At 70.5% G+C, this 16,668-nt stretch carries 14 protein-coding genes; 9 read left to right on the plus strand and 5 right to left on the minus strand.

The annotated features are described in order from the left end of the window. Positions 1-36 precede the first annotated feature (36 nt). Positions 37-525: a DUF6188 family protein gene (locus CUT39_RS03725; protein ID WP_100444624.1), complete on the plus strand. Its 489-nt coding sequence runs from the start codon at positions 37-39 to the stop codon at positions 523-525. On the opposite strand, the gene CUT39_RS03730 is transcribed toward CUT39_RS03725, so the two are convergent. Further along, the gene (locus CUT39_RS03730) at positions 425-2,470 is read right to left on the minus strand and encodes a M3 family metallopeptidase (RefSeq protein WP_100444625.1); all 2,046 of its coding nucleotides are present in this window, start codon (positions 2,468-2,470) and stop codon (positions 425-427) included. The genes CUT39_RS03725 and CUT39_RS03730 overlap by 101 nt on opposite strands. 148 nt (positions 2,471-2,618) lie before the next feature. Between CUT39_RS03730 and CUT39_RS03735 the strand changes: the two genes are divergently transcribed. From CUT39_RS03735 to CUT39_RS03750, 4 genes are all read left to right on the plus strand, one after another. Further along, on the plus strand, positions 2,619-3,698 hold the full coding sequence (locus CUT39_RS03735) for a metallophosphoesterase (RefSeq protein ID WP_198586852.1): 1,080 nt from the start codon (positions 2,619-2,621) through the stop codon (positions 3,696-3,698). A gap of 412 nt (positions 3,699-4,110) precedes the next feature. Continuing rightward, positions 4,111-5,349, plus strand: a complete 1,239-nt coding sequence (locus CUT39_RS03740; protein ID WP_100444626.1) for a helix-turn-helix domain-containing protein — start codon at positions 4,111-4,113, stop codon at positions 5,347-5,349. A gap of 78 nt (positions 5,350-5,427) precedes the next feature. Continuing rightward, positions 5,428-6,261 (plus strand): Nif3-like dinuclear metal center hexameric protein, encoded by an 834-nt coding sequence (locus CUT39_RS03745; protein WP_100444627.1) that lies wholly within the window; start codon positions 5,428-5,430, stop codon positions 6,259-6,261. Continuing rightward, positions 6,251-7,036, plus strand: coding sequence for a zinc ribbon domain-containing protein (locus CUT39_RS03750; RefSeq protein WP_100444628.1), 786 nt, complete (start codon positions 6,251-6,253; stop codon positions 7,034-7,036). Before CUT39_RS03745 ends, CUT39_RS03750 begins: the two co-directional genes overlap by 11 nt. A gap of 47 nt (positions 7,037-7,083) precedes the next feature. Here the strand turns inward: CUT39_RS03750 and trpD are convergent, their stop codons facing one another. Both trpD and CUT39_RS03760 read right to left on the minus strand, forming a co-directional pair. Next, positions 7,084-8,145, minus strand: coding sequence for an anthranilate phosphoribosyltransferase (gene trpD / locus CUT39_RS03755; RefSeq protein WP_100444629.1), 1,062 nt, complete (start codon positions 8,143-8,145; stop codon positions 7,084-7,086). A 57-nt stretch (positions 8,146-8,202) separates the two neighbouring features. Next, positions 8,203-8,562, minus strand: coding sequence for a hypothetical protein (locus tag CUT39_RS03760; protein WP_408611099.1), 360 nt, complete (start codon positions 8,560-8,562; stop codon positions 8,203-8,205). Between the two features lie 234 nt (positions 8,563-8,796). Here CUT39_RS03760 and ctaE point away from each other — a divergent pair, with 234 nt between their 5' ends. The 4 genes from ctaE to qcrB all read left to right on the plus strand — a co-directional run bounded on the left by ctaE (position 8,797) and on the right by qcrB (position 13,074). Further along, positions 8,797-9,441 carry an aa3-type cytochrome oxidase subunit III gene (gene ctaE, locus CUT39_RS03765; RefSeq protein ID WP_198586857.1) on the plus strand — a complete coding sequence of 215 codons (645 nt, stop codon included), beginning with the start codon at positions 8,797-8,799 and terminating at the stop codon, positions 9,439-9,441. Positions 9,442-9,593: 152 nt separating this feature from the next. After that, the gene (qcrC, locus tag CUT39_RS03770) at positions 9,594-10,400 is read left to right on the plus strand and encodes a cytochrome bc1 complex diheme cytochrome c subunit (RefSeq protein ID WP_100444632.1); all 807 of its coding nucleotides are present in this window, start codon (positions 9,594-9,596) and stop codon (positions 10,398-10,400) included. Further along, positions 10,397-11,506 carry a cytochrome bc1 complex Rieske iron-sulfur subunit gene (qcrA, locus tag CUT39_RS03775; protein ID WP_100444633.1) on the plus strand — a complete coding sequence of 370 codons (1,110 nt, stop codon included), beginning with the start codon at positions 10,397-10,399 and terminating at the stop codon, positions 11,504-11,506. Before qcrC ends, qcrA begins: the two co-directional genes overlap by 4 nt. Further along, positions 11,503-13,074, plus strand: coding sequence for a cytochrome bc1 complex cytochrome b subunit (gene qcrB, locus CUT39_RS03780; RefSeq protein ID WP_100444634.1), 1,572 nt, complete (start codon positions 11,503-11,505; stop codon positions 13,072-13,074). Before qcrA ends, qcrB begins: the two co-directional genes overlap by 4 nt. 55 nt (positions 13,075-13,129) lie before the next feature. On the opposite strand, the gene CUT39_RS03785 is transcribed toward qcrB, so the two are convergent. Both CUT39_RS03785 and CUT39_RS03790 read right to left on the minus strand, forming a co-directional pair. Then, on the minus strand, positions 13,130-14,863 hold the full coding sequence (locus tag CUT39_RS03785) for a RelA/SpoT family protein (protein ID WP_100444635.1): 1,734 nt from the start codon (positions 14,861-14,863) through the stop codon (positions 13,130-13,132). A 107-nt stretch (positions 14,864-14,970) separates the two neighbouring features. Continuing rightward, positions 14,971-16,668: a DEDD exonuclease domain-containing protein gene (locus tag CUT39_RS03790; RefSeq protein ID WP_100444636.1), complete on the minus strand. Its 1,698-nt coding sequence runs from the start codon at positions 16,666-16,668 to the stop codon at positions 14,971-14,973.

A 16,668-nucleotide genomic window follows, 5' to 3' on the forward strand; every position in this document is an offset into this window, starting at 1 on the left:
CCGCACGGGCTCCGCCGAGCACAGGGGGGAAGCAAGATGCGCATCGACGACTTGAACGGCCAGCTTGTCACGGAGGTCTCCTGGAAGCCCCCGGTGACACTGCGCACCGGCGGTGGCTGGGTCCTCACCGTCGATTCGGAGATGACGGTGACCCGCGCCGGCGGCGACCGCGTCACGTACCCCGGCGACGACAAGGTCTCGCCCGAGACCGCCTACCGGGAGCTGTCGGGCCTCATCATCGACCGGGTCGAGGTCGGCGACGCCGGCGACCTCCGGTTCCGGTTCGAGGACGGCTCGACGCTGGAGGCGCCGCCGGATCCGAACGAACGGGCCTGGCGGCTCGCCGGACCCGAGGGTCAGCGGTTCGCGTGCGCCGCGGGCGGCGAGGTCTCGGTCGAGCCGGCAACCAGGTCCGCCTTAGCCGCTACTTCAGGCCGCGGCGCTCCAGGAGCGGTTCGATGTCGGCGTCGCGTCCGCGGAAACGCCGGTAGGACTCCATCGGGTCGATCGAGCCGCCCTTGCTGAGCAGGTGCTCGCGGAAGCGGTCGCCGGCGGCCCGGTTCAGTCCGCCGTGCTCGGTGAACCACTCGACGGTGTCGGCGTCCAGGATCTCCGACCAGATGTAGGAGTAGTACCCGGCCGAGTATCCGCCGGCGAAGATGTGCGCGAAATAGCCCGAGCGGTAGCGCGGCGCGATCTCGGCCATGGCGACACCCGCCTCCTCGAGCGCCCGCCGTTCGAACGCCTCGACCGCCGCGGCCGGGTCGTCCCCGCCCTCGGGCACCTCCTCCGGCGCCAGCCGGTGCCAGGCCTGGTCCAGCAGGGCCGCCGCGAGGTACTCGGTGGAGGCGAAGCCCTCGCCGAACTTCTCGGCCGCCTCCCACCGCTCCAGCAGCTCGGTCGGCGCCGGCTCCCCGGTGGCGTGGTGGCGAGCGTAGGCGGCCACCACCTCGGGCCACTGGATCCACATCTCGTTGACCTGCGAGGGATACTCGACGAAGTCCCGCGGCGTCGAGGTCATCGACGTCTTGGGGTAGCGGCAGGCCGACAGCAGCCCGTGCAGGGCGTGCCCGAACTCGTGGAACATCGTCACCACGTTGGCGGGAGTGATCAGCGCCGCCTGCCCTTCGGCGGGCGGCACGATGTTGAGGTTGTTGACCACCACCGGCGGCTCTCCGGTCAGCTCCGACTGGACGACCAGCGGGACCATCCAGGCCCCGCCCCGCTTGGAGTCGCGGGTGAAGAAGTCGCCGAGGAAGAGTCCGAGTGCCGCGCCGTCGGCGTCGAAGACCTCGAACACGCGCACCTCGGGGTGGTAGCCGGCCAGGTCCCCGCGTTCGCGGAAGGTCAGCCCGAACTCCTTCTCGGCGGCGTGGAACACGCCGTCGAACAGGACCCGGTCGAGCTCCAGGTACGGCTTGAGCTCGTCGGCGTCGAAGCCGAACTCGGCCCGGCGGACCTTCGCGGCGTAGTGGGACCAGTCCCAGGCGGCGAGCTCGAAACCGCCGCCGTCGGCGTCGACGGCGAGCTGGAGCCTTTCGGCCTCGGCGCGGGCGTTGCGGACCGCGGCGGCGGCCAGCCTCGAGAGGCGCTCGGAGATGACGTCGGCGTTGCCGGCGGTCTGGTCGGCGGCGATGTAGTCGGCGTGGTGCTCGAAGCCGAGCAGCCGCGCCTTCTCGGCGCGCAGCCGCACCATCGCCAGCAGCGTGCCGGCGTTGTCGGCCCCGCGGGAGGTCGTGGCCCGCCACAGCCGCTCGCGTACGTCGCGGTTGCGCAGCTTCTCCAGCATCGGGTGGCAACTGAAGTTGCTCTGGGCGATCAGGAAACCCTCGAGCCCCCGCTCGGATGCGGCCTCGGCCGCGGCGGCGATCCGGTCGTCGCTGAGCCCGTCGAGCTCGTCGCGTTCGGCGACCAGGAGCGCCGAGTCGTTCAAGTCGGTCAGGAGCTGCCGGTTGAACTTCGCCGAGTGGTCGGCCAGCTCGGCGTTGATCCGCGCCAGCCGGGCCTTTCCCGCCTCGTCTAGCGCGGCCCCGCCGCGGACGAACTCGCTGCGGTAGCGCTCGAGCAGGCGCCGGTCCTGCTCGTCGAGGCCGAGCCGGTCGCGCCGCCGCCACAGGGACTCGATGCGTTCGAACAGGGCGGCGTCGAGCAGGATCCGGTCGTGGTGCTCGGCCAGCTTGGGGCCGTACTCGGCCTCGATGGCCTGGAGTTCGTCGTCGGTGTCGGCGGCGTTCTGGTTGTAGAAGACCATGGTGACCCGCGAGAGGACCCCGCTGGAGGCCCGCTCCAGGGCCACGACGGTGTTCTCGAACGTCGGTTCCTCGCCGCTGGAGGCGATGGCCTCGACGGCGGCGAGCTCCTCGGCCATCCCGGCATCGAACGCGGGCCGGTAGTGCTCGGCGGCGATGTCCTGGAAGCGGGGAAGCCGGTGGGGGAGGTCGGATGCGCTCAGCAGCGGGTTCTCGGTCACTGGGGTCCCTCTCGTCGTGGCCGGCGGCGAACCGCGCACCGGTTCGGGTGGCGGTCGCCGAATCCTATTCCCGGCTCCGAGAGCCCCGCAAACCGCTCGCGGACCGCAACCTCACCGAATGCGGCCGCGCCGCATTACCATCGAGTCCATGTCTGATGCGAGCCCGCTGTTCGTGGCCAGCGACGTCCATGGCCATCGCGACGCGCTCGCCGAGGCGCTGCGCGGACGCGGACTGGTCGACGGCGAGGACGCGTGGTGCGGCGGCGGCGCTCGCCTCTGGGTCCTGGGCGACCTGTTCGACCGCGGTCCCCAGGGGGTCCCGGCGCTGCGGCTGGTGCGCCGCCTGGCCGACCAGGCGGCCGCCGAGGGCGGGCTGGTCGACACCCTCATCGGCAACCACGAGGTGCTGATGCTCGGGTCCAGGCGGTTCGGCGGGGAGCCGTTCACCGACGCCGACGGCCATGAGCGGCAGTTCCTGCACTGGTGGGTCCTCAACGGCGGATTCGAGGACGACATGGGGGAACTGACCGACGAGGAGGCGGACTGGCTCCGGAGCCGCCGCATCGTCCACCTGGCCGGCAAGTCGCTGCTGGTCCACTCCGACACCGAGGGCTACCTCGACTACGGGGACACCGAGGAGTCGGTCAACTCCGCGGCGCGGGAGGTGCTGGCCTCCGGCGAGCCCGAGCGGTGGTGGCGCCTGTTCCGCGACCTGACCCGCCGCCACGAGTTCATGGGCGAGGCCGGCCCGGCGAGGGTGCGCGGAATGCTGCGCGCCTACGGCGGCGAGGAGCTGGTCCACGGCCACTCGACCATCCCCGACACCACCGGCCTGGAACCGGGCCGGGTGACCGAGGCCCGCCGCTACTGCGACGGTCTCGTGCTCAACGTCGACGGCGGCGTCTACCAGGGCGGCAAGTGCCTGGTGGCGCGGCTCGACTTAAGCGCCGTCCCGCTGGTGCGGCAGCGGGTGTCCCGGCCCGGCCGGCGGGGGAGCGGCATGCCGGTCCGGCCGCGCCTCCAGCCACAGGCTCAGCGCGGCGGCCGCGCCGACGCCGACCACCACCCACCCGGCGAGCGGCGAGAACGCGATCAGGACGCCGGTCCCGGTCCCGGCGGCGGTCACGGCGACCGCGCTCACGGCGGCCGCGAGGAACGGGTGCCGCATCCGACGGCGTCCGTGAACTCGATTGTGTCTCATATCCGACACAACGATCCGCCGCCCTGAAGAGACACGCTGCATGTGCATATTTCCCGCCTTCGGGTGGTCGAAACACGGCAAACGGGTCAATATGCGACAGCATTTCGGGATCAAGGGGCGATACTGTGAGGATCCCGTCGGCGGAGAGTGAGAACGGCAGTCCGCGGCCGTTGTGCGACGGGCCGAAAACCTGTAGATACATATCTGTCGGGGGCTCCGCGGGCGAACGCCTCGCCGAACGCGCCGAGGCCGACCGGAAGCAATCGTGTGGGTGAGATAGACGGCTTCTGGCCGCTTCCGGAATCCGCGGTTCCCCAAGGAAGGCGGCGGCCGCGACCGTCTGGCCGCGGGAGCGGCCGCCGCCGACGGCAAGAGCATCGCTTCGGAACGCGAAGTGCCAAAAGAAGAAGTGTAACTCCTATAAGGACGGTGGGGTCTGATGGAGTCGGTAACGCAGCCAACAGGGCGGCGGGTGGCGTATTGGCGCCAACGCCGCGGTATGTCCCAGCAGGTATTCGCCGATCAGATCGGCAAATCCAAAAGCTGGGTCGACAAGATAGAACGCGGCGTGCGCCGCCTCGACAAATACTCGGTCATCACCGAGATCGCCGAAGCGCTGAGCATCGACGCCGGGCAGCTGCTCGGCCGCGAGCCCAAGCGCCGACCCGGACTGGGCGGATGCCTCGACCAGTCCGAGGTCGAATCGATCCGCCAATCCCTCGAACGGTACGAACGCCTCGGGATCTTCCTCGAGGCCGCCCCGATAGACCCGATCCCGATTCCGCGGCTGCGCGGAGCGGTCAGCTATGCATGGATCGCCTTCGAAAAGGGCCACTACCCGATCGTGGCCCGCTCGCTCATACAACTCCTGCGCGACACTCCCGTCGCCGAGGAGAACCCGGTCGACGGCACCGCCGCCGAAGCCGCCGAACTCATGACGCAGGTCTACCAGATAGCATCCACAGTGCTCAGAAAGCTCGGCGAGGCCCAACTCGCCTGGCTCGCCGCCGACCGCGCCATCAGCGCCGCCCAGCGCGGCAACGACCCGCTACTGGCCGGCATCGCCACCACCAGGGTCGCCGGCGCCCTCCGCGCCCTCGGCCGCTACCAGGCCGCCCTCGACCTCAACGTCCAAGTGGCGCACGGCCTGATCAGCGAGACCGGCGGCGAGTCCGCCGGCCCCGAGGCCATCAGCGTCTACGGGGCGCTCCTGCTGCAGGGCGCCATGGCCGCCGCGCTGGCCGGCGAGGCCGCCACCAGCTCCGATCTGCTCGAGAGCGCCGAACGCGCCGCCGCCATCCTCGGCCGCGACGCCAACCACTACTACACCTCGTTCGGCCCGACCAACGTCGAACTGCACCGCGCTGCCGCGCTGGTCGAGCTCGGCGAAGGCGCCGACGCCCTGTCCGTCCACGACCGCATCGACCGGGGCGCCTTCGGCGAACTGGTCGCCGAACGCCGCGCGCGCCACTGGCTCGACATGGCGCGCGCCTGCATCCAGACCGGCGACATCGAACGCGCCGGCCGCGCCCTGGCCACCGCCGAACAGGCCGCCCCGGCCGAGATCCGGTGCCGCCCGATGGCCATCGAGCTCATCGACCAGATCCTCCACCGCACCCGCGGCGAACCCGTGCCCCAGGTGCGCATGCTGGCCGAATCGGTGGGGGCGCTCAATTAGACGACCCGCCCGGAACCCGGCTACCCCGGGTTCCGGGCACCCCGCGCGGCCGATCGCGCTCCCCATAGACTCCCGGTCATGCCAACGCTCAGCGAGCTCACCGCCGCACTCGACCGGATATACCCGCGCCACTGGGCGGAGGACTGGGACCGCGTCGGCCTGGTCTGCGGCCGAGGCGATATCGCCGTCGGCAAGGCCCTGTGCACGGTCGACGTGGTCCCAGAGACCGTCGCCGAGGCGATCGAGCTCGGCTGCGACCTCATCGTCGCCCACCACCCGCTGCTGCTGCGAGGCGTCTCCAGCCTCGATCCGGCCGAATACAAGGGCGATCTCCTCCACACCCTCATCGAGCGCCGCATCGGCCTCTACGTCGCCCACACCAACGCCGACGTCGCCAACCCGGGCGTCTCCGACGCCCTCGCCGACCGCCTCGGCCTGGTCGACCTCCGGCCGCTGCGCCCCCTGACCGGGCCCGAGCACGAAGGCTCGGGCCGCGGCATCGGGCGCGTCGGGCGCCTGCCGGCCTCGATGCGGCTCGCCGAACTCGTCGACCGCGCCGCGGGAGCCCTGCCGCGGACCGTCTGGGGGCTGCGTTCCACGGGGGACCCTGATCGGCAGGTCAGCGTCGTCGCCGTGTCCGGCGGCGCCGGAGACTCCTATCTGGCCGACGCGGTCGCCGCCGGGGCGGGCGCCTTCCTCACCTCCGACCTCCGCCACCACCCGGCCGGCGAGCACGCCGCCCGCGGCGGGCCGGCGCTCATCGACGCCGCCCACTGGGCGACGGAGCGGCCCTGGCTCGATACTGTTGCAGAACAGCTTTCGGAGCACATCGACGACATCGCCGTGTCCGATCTAGACACCGATCCGTGGACCATCCATCAGAATGCCGGGGTGAACCGAGTTGGAAGCTGACCTGTTCGATCAGCGCCGCCTGCTCGAACTGCAGGCCGTGGACACCACGCTCACGCAGCTCGACCAGCGGCGCCGGAGACTCGACGACGACCAGGCGATCCCGACCGCGCGTCGGGACCTCCAGGTGCTGCGGGACCGCGCCGCCTCCCTCAAGGCCGACATCGCCGACGCCGACCGCGACATCAAGCGCATCGAGCAGGAGGTCGAACTGGTCACCAAGCGCGCCGAGGCCGACCGCCGCCGCATGGCCTCCGGCTCGGCCCCGCCGAAGGAGCTCGAAGGGCTCCAGAGCGAGCTGGAGTCCCTCGCCAGGCGCCAGTCCAGCCTCGAGGACGACGAGCTCGAATTCATGGAGCGCCGCGAGGGCCTCGAAACCGAGCTGAACGAGTCCGAGCGCAGGACCGAGGAGTCCGAGGCCGCCCTCGCCGACGCCGAGGCCGACCGCGACCGCCGGCTCGGCGAGCTGCACTCCGAGACCGAGTCGGCCGCGAGCGAGCGGAACCGCCTGACCGGCTCGATCCCGCCGCGCCTGGTCGAACTCTACGAGAGCATCCACGCCCGCCAGCCGATCGCCGCCGCCGAACTGGTCGGCCGCCGCTGCGGCTCGTGCCGGATCGAGAAGTCGCCGGCCGACATGGCCCCCATCCGCGCCGCCGCGATCAACGAGGTCCTGCGCTGCGAGGAGTGCGGAGCGATCCTCATCCGCACCGACGTCGGCCCCGGCGCCGACACCGAGGTCGTCTCCGACGAGGAGCTCGACAAGTACACCAGGTGAACGGGGGCGGGGCACCGCGGCGCCCCGCCCCCGTCAGCACATTCGCCTCAAGACCGACTGAACTCCGCCCAGCGGTCGATCAGGGCCGTGGCCTCGCCCCCGTCGATCGCTCGGGCGGCCCGCTCCAGGCCCGCCTCCAGCATCGCGCGCCGGCGCGCCACATCGTGCATGTCCACCTCCTCGACGAGGCCCTCGCGCGAGGCCAGAGCCGCGGCGGCGTTGATGAGCACCGCGTCGCGGACGGGTCCGGTCTTACCCGCGAACACGTCGCGCGCCACCTTGGTGTTGAACTCGATGTCCCCGCCGCGCAGCGCCGCCGCATCGGCCTTGACCAGGCCGAGCTCCTCGGTGTCGATCGTGCCCTCGGAGACCCGACCACCCGAGACCACCCACTCGGTGGTCGTCGAGGAGGTCGAGATCTCGTCCATGCCGTCGTCGCCGCGCACCACGAACACCGACGCCCCGCGGGCGGCGAATACCTGTGCGATCAGCGCCGCCCGCTTCGGATCGGCGCAGCCGATCAGGCCCGCCTGCGGCTGAGCCGGGTTCGTCAGCGGCCCGAGCAGGTTGAACACGGTCGGGATGCCGAGCGCGGCCCGCACGGGGCCGGCATGGCGCATCCCGGGGTGGAAGGACTTGGCGAAGCAGAAGCCGATGCCGACCTCCCGGACCGCGGCCTCGACCCGGTCGGCCGAAGCCGCCAGGTCGACGCCGAGCGCCTCGAGCAGATCGGCCGAACCGACGCTGGAGGAGGCCGCGCGGTTGCCGTGCTTGATCACCGGCACGCCCGCGGCCGCGACCACCACCGCCGCCATCGTCGAGATGTTCACGCTGTTGGAACCGTCACCGCCGGTGCCGACGACGTCCACCGCGACGCCCAGGTCCGACAGGTCGAGCCGGGTGGTCTCGGCGAGCATCCGCCCCGCGATCGCGGCCACCTCTTCGGCCGTCTCGCCCTTGGAGCGCAGCAGCACCGCGAACGCCGCCAACTGCGCCGGATCGGCCTCGCCCGCCATGATCCGCGCCATCGCCCAGTCGGCACTGGCCTCGTCGAGGTGGTCGCCGCCCGAGAGGCGCGCGAGGACATCGGGCCAGGTCGTATCAATCATGGAAACTCCAGTGCAAATTTGCGGCCCGCAAGCCCGGCCGTGGCCGAACCGCGGGACTCAGGCGGCACGCTGCGAAGGCACGTCGGCCGAACGGCGCTCGACCAGCAAGTCTACAACCGTCTTCGCCGTCGTTACGGGGTTGAGGGGGTGGCTGAGGACCGCGTCCGCCCGCGACCACGCCGCCAGCCAGCGGTCGGCGGCCCGGGCCAGGACCACCGCGAGCGTCGGAGGCTCGTCGAATTCGTCGCGCATCTGCCGGGCGATCCCGAGGCCGCCGGCCGGCTGGGCCTCCCCGTCGAGCAGGATCAGGTCGATCTCGTACTCGTCGATGAGGGCCACCGCCTCGTCGTAGTCGCCGGTCGCGGCGAACTCGACCGTCACGCCCTCGGCCGGTGCCTCGCCGATGGCCGATCGCATCTGTTCGATCACGGAGGGTCGATGGCTGTAAAGCAGGACCGCGTACTCCGTCGTTGAGGTACTCACGCCTCGCATATTAAACCGGCCACACTGAAATAGCCAGCCCGCCGCCGCCACTTCCGCTCTGGACATCGCCTACAGTGGCTGAACCGGTGGTGACCTGCGGACTCGATGCCGAAGCCGGGCGAGCCTACCGCGCCCCGGCACGTGGCGGAAACACACCCCATGCACAGGATGCGGCCGGCGGGCCGTAATAATGTGCGCGTGACTGCCGCCGAAGCAACTATCGACCCCAGCCGAATTCATTCGCTGACGAGGCCCAACGTCGTCAGTGTCGGCACCATCGTGTGGTTGAGCAGCGAACTCATGTTCTTCGCGGGCCTGTTCGCGATGTACTTCTCCATCCGAGCCGCCGCCCCCGACCTCTGGGTAGAGGCCGGCCACCACCTGGACTTCCCGTACGCCCTGGTCTTCACGGTGATCCTGGTGGCCTCCTCGATCACCTGCCAGCTCGGCGTCTTCGCCGCCGAGCGCGGGGACGTCTACGGCCTGCGCCGCTGGTTCGCCATCACCTTCGTCATGGGGCTGATCTTCGTGCTCGGCCAGGCCAACGAGTACCGCAACCTGGTGATCGAGGGCCACACCATCGCAGCCGACGGCTTCTGGTCGATGTTCTACCTCACCACCGGCTTCCACGGCCTCCACGTGACCGGCGGTCTGATCGCGTTCATCTTCTTCCTCATCCGCACGACGATGGGCCGGTTCACCCCGGCCCAGGCCACCGCGGCGATCGTCGTGTCCTACTACTGGCACTTCGTCGACGTGGTGTGGATCGCGCTGTTCGCGATGATCTACCCGCTGACGATCTACTTCACGTAGGGCAGTCGCTGCCCCGGAACACCACATCACGGAACCGGCCGTGATAGACAACCCGAGAGAAACGGCGACCGCCACCCGGAGGCGGTCACCCGGCCGGGCGAGGACCCCACAGCCCTCCCCGGCAGCGAGCTAGATAAAGGTGGCGAACAACCGTGGCTGCATCAGCGAAACGCCGGCGAGGCTGGCGCAAGCGCCTCGGCGCGCTGGCCAGGTTCACCGGCGCGTTGGTCATAGTCGGCGGGCTCTACTCGGCCTTCGCGCCGAGCCTGTACGCCCAGGAAGCCGATGACAACGCCGTCGACTCCGAGGTGGTCAAGGGCCAGGAGCTCTACGACACGAGCTGCATCACCTGCCACGGGGACAACGGCGAGGGCGTCGACGGCCGCGGGCCGAGCCTGATCGGCATCGGCTCGGCCGCCGTGGAGTTCCAGGTCAACACCGGACGCATGCCACTGGCCAACCAGGGCGCCATGGCCATACCCGGCGACCCGGTGTTCACCGAGGAGGAGGCCGAGTGGCTCGGCGCCTACATCGAGCACCTCGGCGGCGGCGGCGCGGTTCCCGACGACCTCGACGCCCTGGTCGAGAACGCCGACGTGGGCTCGGGCAACGACCTCTACCGCGTCAACTGCTCGTCCTGCCACGGCTACGCCGGCGGCGGCGCGGCCCTGTCCTCCGGTGCCGAGGCCCCCGCGCTCGGCGGCACCACCGACGAGGAGCTCTACCAGGCGATGCTCACCGGCCCGCAGAACATGCCGGTCTTCGCCGACAACGAGCTCACGCCCGAGCAGAAGGCCGACGTCATCGCCTACGTCCAGTACATCGTCAACGACGACGCGGACCGGGGCGGGGTGTTCAACCTCGGACGATTCGGCCCGTCCACCGAAGGACTCGCCATCTTCCTGGTCGGCATCAGCGCACTGCTGCTCGCCACGCTCTGGATTGCAGGTAAATCGTGAGTGCCCACAACGAGAATCAGCCCGGCGAGCCGGATCTGAACGACCCGAAGCTCTCCCGCTTCGAGGTCTACCGCGAGGGTCTGCGCCGCGACGGCATCGAGATCATCCACTACGAGCCCCGCTTCGGGCGGCCCGGCACGGGCGCCGAGAAGCGCATGGAGCGCATCGTCGGCGGCATGTTCCTCGGTGCCGGACTGTTCGCGACCCTGTTCGTGGCCGCCTACATCTTCTGGCCGTGGGAGTACGAGGGCGCCGCCACCCTGAGCGACCCCGAGACCTGGTACACGCCGATCCTCGGGATCACGCTCGGCCTGTCGCTGCTGCTGTTCGCCTTCGGCGTGCTCACCTGGGCCAAGAAGCTGCTGCCGGTGGAGGAACTGGTCCAGGACCGCCACGACGGCGGCTCCGCCCGGGACGACCGCCGCATCGCCGAATCCACGGTCGACACCGTCGCCGACGACATGGGCCTCAAGCGCCGGCCCTTCCTGGTCAAGGCCGCCCTGCTGGGCGCCGCCCCGCTCGGCCTGGCAGCGGTGGCGCCGCTCGGCGGCCTCATCAAGGACCCCGGCGACATGCTCACCGTCACCGGCTGGAACGCCGAGAGGTACAACGACGGCAACCCGGTGCGTCTGATGCTGAAGGACGGCGCGATGGTCCGGCCCGACATGGTCTCGGTCGGCGGCCAGATCACGGTGTTCCCGGCCATCGAGGCCGGGGCGAGCAACGAGTACCCGACCGCGCCGGCGCTGCTGATCCACCTGCGGGAGCAGGACGCCGCGACGCTGCGGGAGAACCTCTACCCGATGTACCAGGACGTCGACGCGCTCTGGGGCAATTTCGTCGCCTACTCCAAGATCTGCACGCACGTCGGATGCCCGGCGAGCCTGTACGAGCAGCAGAGCCAGCGCCTGCTGTGCCCGTGCCACCAGTCGCAGTTCAATGTGGTGGACAACGCCGCCCCGATCTTCGGCCCGGCGACTCGGCACCTGCCGATGCTGCCGCTCGACGTCGAGGACGGCTACTTCATCGCCACCTCGGACTTCCTGGTGCCCCCGGGGCCGGCGTACTGGAACCGCCCGTCCCTCCCAGAGGAGGATGAACAGTGAAACGCCGCAAAGGCACCAGCCAGAGCATGATGACCAAGGCCGGCGGCGAGCTGGACGACCGCTTCAAGCTCGCGGGACCGACCCGGGTCCTGATGAACAAGGTCTTCCCGGACCACTGGTCGTTCCTGCTCGGTGAGATCGCGCTGTTCTCGTTCGTCCTGCTGCTGCTCACCGGCACCTTCCTGGCGCTGTTCTTCGATCCGTCGATGGCGCACGTGACCTATGAGGGCTCCTACGTCCCGCTGCAGGGCGTCGGCATGTCGAAGGCCTACGAGTCGACCCTGGACATCTCCTTCGAGGTGCGCGGCGGCCTGATCATGCGGCAGATGCACCACTGGGCGACGCTGCTGTTCATGGCCTCGATCCTCGTCCACATGATGCGGATCTTCTTCACCGGCGCGTTCCGCGCGCCGCGCGAGACCAACTGGCTCATCGGCATCCTGCTGTTCTGGCTCGGGTTCTTCGAGGGCTTCATCGGCTACTCGCTGCCCGACGACGGCCTGTCCGGCACCGGCCTGCGCATCGCCGAGGGCATGACCGAGTCCCTGCCGTTCCTGGGGCCGTGGGTCTCGGCGGCGCTGTTCGGCGGCCAGTTCCCGGGCGACGAGGTTATCGCCAGGTTCTACATCATCCACGTGTTCCTGCTGCCGCTCGCGCTGCTGGCGCTCATCACCATCCACATCGGTCTGGTGTTCGCGCAGAAGCACACGCAGTGGCCGGGGCCGGGCCGGACCGAGCACAACGTGGTCGGCTTCCGCATGTTCCCCAACTACGTGATGAAGCAGGTCGGCTTCATGCTGGTGGTCTGGGGCGTCGTGGCGGCGATGGCGGGCCTGTTCCAGATCAACCCGGTCTGGCTGTTCGGGCCCTACGAGGCGTCGGTGGTGTCCTCGGCCTCCCAGCCGGACTTCTACGTCATGTACCTCGACGGCCTGATACGCCTCTTCCCGGCCTGGGAGCTGCGCATCCCGCCGTACTTCACGCTGCCGGGCGTGTTCTGGCCCGGGATCGTCGCCATGGGGCTGTCGGTCCTGCTGCCGCTGGCCTATCCGGCCATCGAGCGGCGCTTCACCAAGGACCGGGCGCACCACAACCTGCTCCAGCGCCCGCGCGACTTCCCGGCCCGCACCGGTGTCGGCGTCATGGTCATCGTCTTCTGGGTCATCGGCGTGGTCTCCGGCGGCAACGACGTGTTCGCGCAGGCGTTCAACATCAGCCTGAACGCGATGACGTGGGCCGGCCGCATCGGCATCGTCGTGCTGCCGATCGTGGCGTACTACCTCACCTACCGGATCTGCCTGGGACTCCAGCAGCACGACCGGGAGATCCTGGCGCACGGCCTGGAGACCGGCGTGCTCATGCGCGACCCGGAGGGCCGCTTCTACGAGGTCCACCAGCCGCTGGCCGAGCCCGACGAGCACGGCCACACCGACCTGGAGTACTCCGGCGCCCCGGTGCCGAAGAAGATGAACCGCGTCGGCGCGCTCCCGCCGGCCGAGAAGGGATTCTTCAAGTCCGTCGAGTCCTCGGACGACGACCGGCGCGACGAGCTCGAGGCCGGCCGCTGACCGGCCCGGACGCACGGCGGGGCGGCACCCTCCGGGTGCCGCCCCGTTCGGCGTGTCAGTACCGGTCGACGGTGGTGATGAGCTTCTCGGCCAGTTCGTCGGCGTCGAGCTTCTCCCGCGCCAGCGCCAGGTACATCGAGTCCAGGTCCGGGTAGCCGAGCGAGGAGGCCACCCCGTGCAGCGGCTGGTCCCCGGCCAGGCCCCTGCCGCGCCGGATGAGCGATCGCCACAGGCGGTTCTTCCCGGACTTCAGCTCGTCCTCGAACGCCTGCATCGGGACCACCGGCAGCTCGCCGGTGCCGTCGGGGTCGCCGTCGGCGTGCGAGTCGAACCAGTCGTTGATGTGGAGCTGCGCCTCGGGGGTCTTGGCGTGCTCGAGCCACTGCTTCGACGGGCCGTACGGCTGCTCGTTGGTGAGCACCAGCTCCACCGAATCGCCGTCGCGTAGCGGCTGCGACAGCGGTGCGATCTCCCCGTTGACGTTGGCGGCGATGAGCCGGTGTCCGGTCGACGGCCCCGAGCAGTAGGCGACGTCGACCGGCGTGGCGTGCTTGGGCACCATCGCCTGCCGGCCGTCCCCGGCGAACACCAGGATGTCCTGGTCGGCCAGGTCGCAGCGCAGCGAGTCGAGGAACTGGCCGGAGTCGGCGATCTCCTTCTGCCAGTCCAGCAGCCGCCGGAGCCACGGCAACTGCACCTTGGCGGGGTCGGCGCCCGGCTCCTTGAGTCCGGCGATGATCCCGATCTCGGCGGTGTCGTGCATCTCCTTGGTGCGGATGAGGAATTCGACGCTCGTCTCGCCGGGGCCGTTCACGGCCGTGTGCAGCGACTGGTACAGGTTGAACTTCTTGGCCGCGATCAGGTCCCGGAACTTCCCGCCGATCGGCTTCCACACCCCGTGGATGGCCCCGAGCGCGGCGTAGCAGTCGGTGACCTCCCCGTCGACGACCACGACCATGCGCGGCGGGTCGGCCGGTCCGGTGCCGGGGTGCTTCTGCATCTCCCGGTACACCGAGTACGGGTGCCGCGGCCGGTCGAGCAGCTTGGCCGACACCTTGTAGCTCCGCAGCGCCCGCCGCACCTGCGGGACGATCTGGGCGACCTGCCGGTGCCGGTCGGATTCGGAGCCGAGGTGCTCGGTGATGCGCTGGAACGTCTCCGGCTCGAGCGTCTCCAGCACGATGTCCTCGAGTTCGCGCTTGATGACGTAGAGGCCGAGGCGGTCGGCCAGCGGGATGAGCACGTCCCTGGTGGCCTCGGCGATGCGGATCTGGCTGGCGCGCTTCTTGAACTTGATGGTCCGCATGTTGTGCAGCCGGTCGGCCAGCTTGATGACCATGACGCGAATGTCGCGCCCGGCGGTGAGCACCAGCTTGCGGAAGGTCTCGGCCTCGGCGTCGCTGCCGAGGTGGATCTTGTCGAGCTTGGTGACCCCGTCGACCATGACCGCGATCTCGGTCCCGAAGTCGCTGCGCAGCGCCTCGAGCGAGTAGCTGGTGTCCTCGACGGTGTCGTGGAGGAGCCCGGCGGCGACGGTGGCGGTGTCGACGCCGAGCTCGGCCAGGATGGTGGCGACCGCGATCGGGTGGGTGATGTAGGGCTCGCCCGACTTGCGGGCCTGGCCGCGGTGCATCTGCTCGGCGATCCGGTAGGCCCGGCGGACCAGCAGCAGGTCGGGAGTCTCCCACCGCGCCCGGTGGGCGGACTCGAGCCGCGCGACGCGTCCGGCCAGGTCCCACGGATCGTCCTGCTTGGCAGGCCGAGTAGCCGAGAGCAATGCGCGCAACATGGAAAGCCTCCGATGCCCAAGGTTGATCGCATTCTAGATGTACAACGATCCGGCGTGAGAATCGACACTTGCCACTGTCGGATTTCGGCACTCGTTTCGAATCCGGTCTACGAGGCGGTGATCGCTCCGGTCCACCGCTCGGCGCCGTCGATCGGGCAGGCCCATTCGTCCTCGATCGACACCAGCCGGACCTCGGGCCGGGCGAGCCATTCGAGCAGGAGCCTCGCTTCGGCCGCGTGCGCGGCGTCGGTGACGTCGCGGGCCGGTTCGACGGTCCGCGAGGTCCGGCGGCACTGCTCGATCAGCGGCATGGGGTCGGCGCGCGGGGGAGTGCGGGTCGAGCCGGCCAGGACGCCGTGGCGGATCACCGCGATCTCCCAGCCGCCGCCTCGAGCGCGTCCGGCGGCGACGATCTCCCCGGCCGCGACCAGCGCCCGGATCCGCTGCGTGGCGGCGGCCAGCGCGAGGAACGCCGCCAACTGGTCGCGTTTGGAGGCGGCGCTTTCGAACCGCTCGGCCTCGGACAGTTCGGCCAGCCGCCCGATCACGGCCTCGGCCACCGGGGTCGGGTCGCCGTCCATCGCCCCGGCCGTCTCGAGGGCGATGCGGCCGTACTCATCGAGGCCGATCCGGTGGCGGCACGGCTCGGGGCAGCGCCCGATCTCGCCGAGGAGGCAGGAGGAGGACTTCCGCCTGGGGGAGAGGCGGGTCCTGCACTGCCGGATCGGCAGGGCCGCCTCGATGGCGTCGATGGCGGCCTGCGCCTGCGCGCCCGAGGACGGGCCCAGCCGCGGCTCTCCGGGCGCGGGCGGCTTGCGGGAGATCGTCAGCCGCGGGTACGGCTCGTCGGTCAACCGGACCCAACTGCGGTGCTCGGGGTATTTCGCGGCCCGGTTGTAGGGCGGCTTGCCGCCGCTGATCAGCCGCAGCTCGGCCACGCCGGCCTCGAGGCGGTGCGCGCACTCGACGACCTCGACCCGCTCGGCCGAGGCGATCATGTCGCGCAGCCGCCGCCGCTGCTCGGCGGCCGAGAAGTAGCTGCGGACCCGCGCGGCCACGTCCACTGAGACCCCGATGTAGAGCGCCCGGTCGTCGGCGTCGCGGAAAATGTACACGCCCGGCACGTGCGGCAGCCCGTCGGCGAGGTGGCGCTTGCGCCGCTGCAGTTCGGAAGGGATGGCGCGGCACAGCTCGGCGAGGTCGGCGTCGGTCACCACGCCGTGCCCGGAGGCGCGCTCGATGAGCCCGTGCAGGACCACGACGGTGGCCTGCGCGTCGTCCAGGGCCCGGTGGCTGGGCCGCACTTCGGACCCGAAGAACCTGGCGAGCGTCCCGAGCCGGCGGTTGGGGAGCTCGTTCTTCTCGGTCAGCCGCCGCGCCAGCACGACCGTGTCGACCACGGGCGGGCGCGGCCAGCGCGTGCCGCAGAGGTCGCAGGCGTGGCGGAGGAACCCGATGTCGAACCCGGCGTTGTGGGCCACGAGCGTGGCCCCCGAGGCGAATTCGAGGAACATCGGCAGGACGGTCCCGATGTCGGGGGCGTCGGCGACCATGCCGTCGGTGATGCCGGTCAGGCGGGTGACGCGCGGGTCGATCGGCTCGCCGGGGTTGACGAGGGTGCTGAACTCTCCGAGGATCTGGCCGCCCTTGACCTTCACCGCGCCGATCTCGGTGATGCCGCAGGCGTCCGCCGCCAGTCCGGTGGTCTCCAGGTCCACCACGCAGAAGGTCACTTCGGACAGCGGGGTGCCCAGGCTGTCGAGCGTGGGCTGCGAGAAGCCGTCGCTCGCTCCGCTCTCAAACAC

Source organism: Glycomyces xiaoerkulensis (genome assembly GCF_002798405.1).
Taxonomy (GTDB): domain Bacteria; phylum Actinomycetota; class Actinomycetes; order Mycobacteriales; family Micromonosporaceae; genus Glycomyces; species Glycomyces xiaoerkulensis.

Bases quoted from the DNA above. Each gene is read 5' to 3' on its own strand.
- CUT39_RS03735 (WP_198586852.1), top strand. From the start codon at position 2,619: ATGTCTGATGCGAGCCCGCTGTTCGTGGCCAGCGACGTCCATGGCCAT.
- CUT39_RS03760 (WP_408611099.1), bottom strand. From the start codon at position 8,562: ATGCGATCGGCCATCGGCGAGGCACCGGCCGAGGGCGTGACGGTCGAG.
- trpD (WP_100444629.1), bottom strand. From the start codon at position 8,145: ATGATTGATACGACCTGGCCCGATGTCCTCGCGCGCCTCTCGGGCGGC.
- CUT39_RS03745 (WP_100444627.1), top strand. From the start codon at position 5,428: ATGCCAACGCTCAGCGAGCTCACCGCCGCACTCGACCGGATATACCCG.
- CUT39_RS03740 (WP_100444626.1), top strand. From the start codon at position 4,111: ATGGAGTCGGTAACGCAGCCAACAGGGCGGCGGGTGGCGTATTGGCGC.
- ctaE (WP_198586857.1), top strand. From the start codon at position 8,797: ATGCGGCCGGCGGGCCGTAATAATGTGCGCGTGACTGCCGCCGAAGCA.
- CUT39_RS03785 (WP_100444635.1), bottom strand. From the start codon at position 14,863: ATGTTGCGCGCATTGCTCTCGGCTACTCGGCCTGCCAAGCAGGACGAT.
- CUT39_RS03725 (WP_100444624.1), top strand. From the start codon at position 37: ATGCGCATCGACGACTTGAACGGCCAGCTTGTCACGGAGGTCTCCTGG.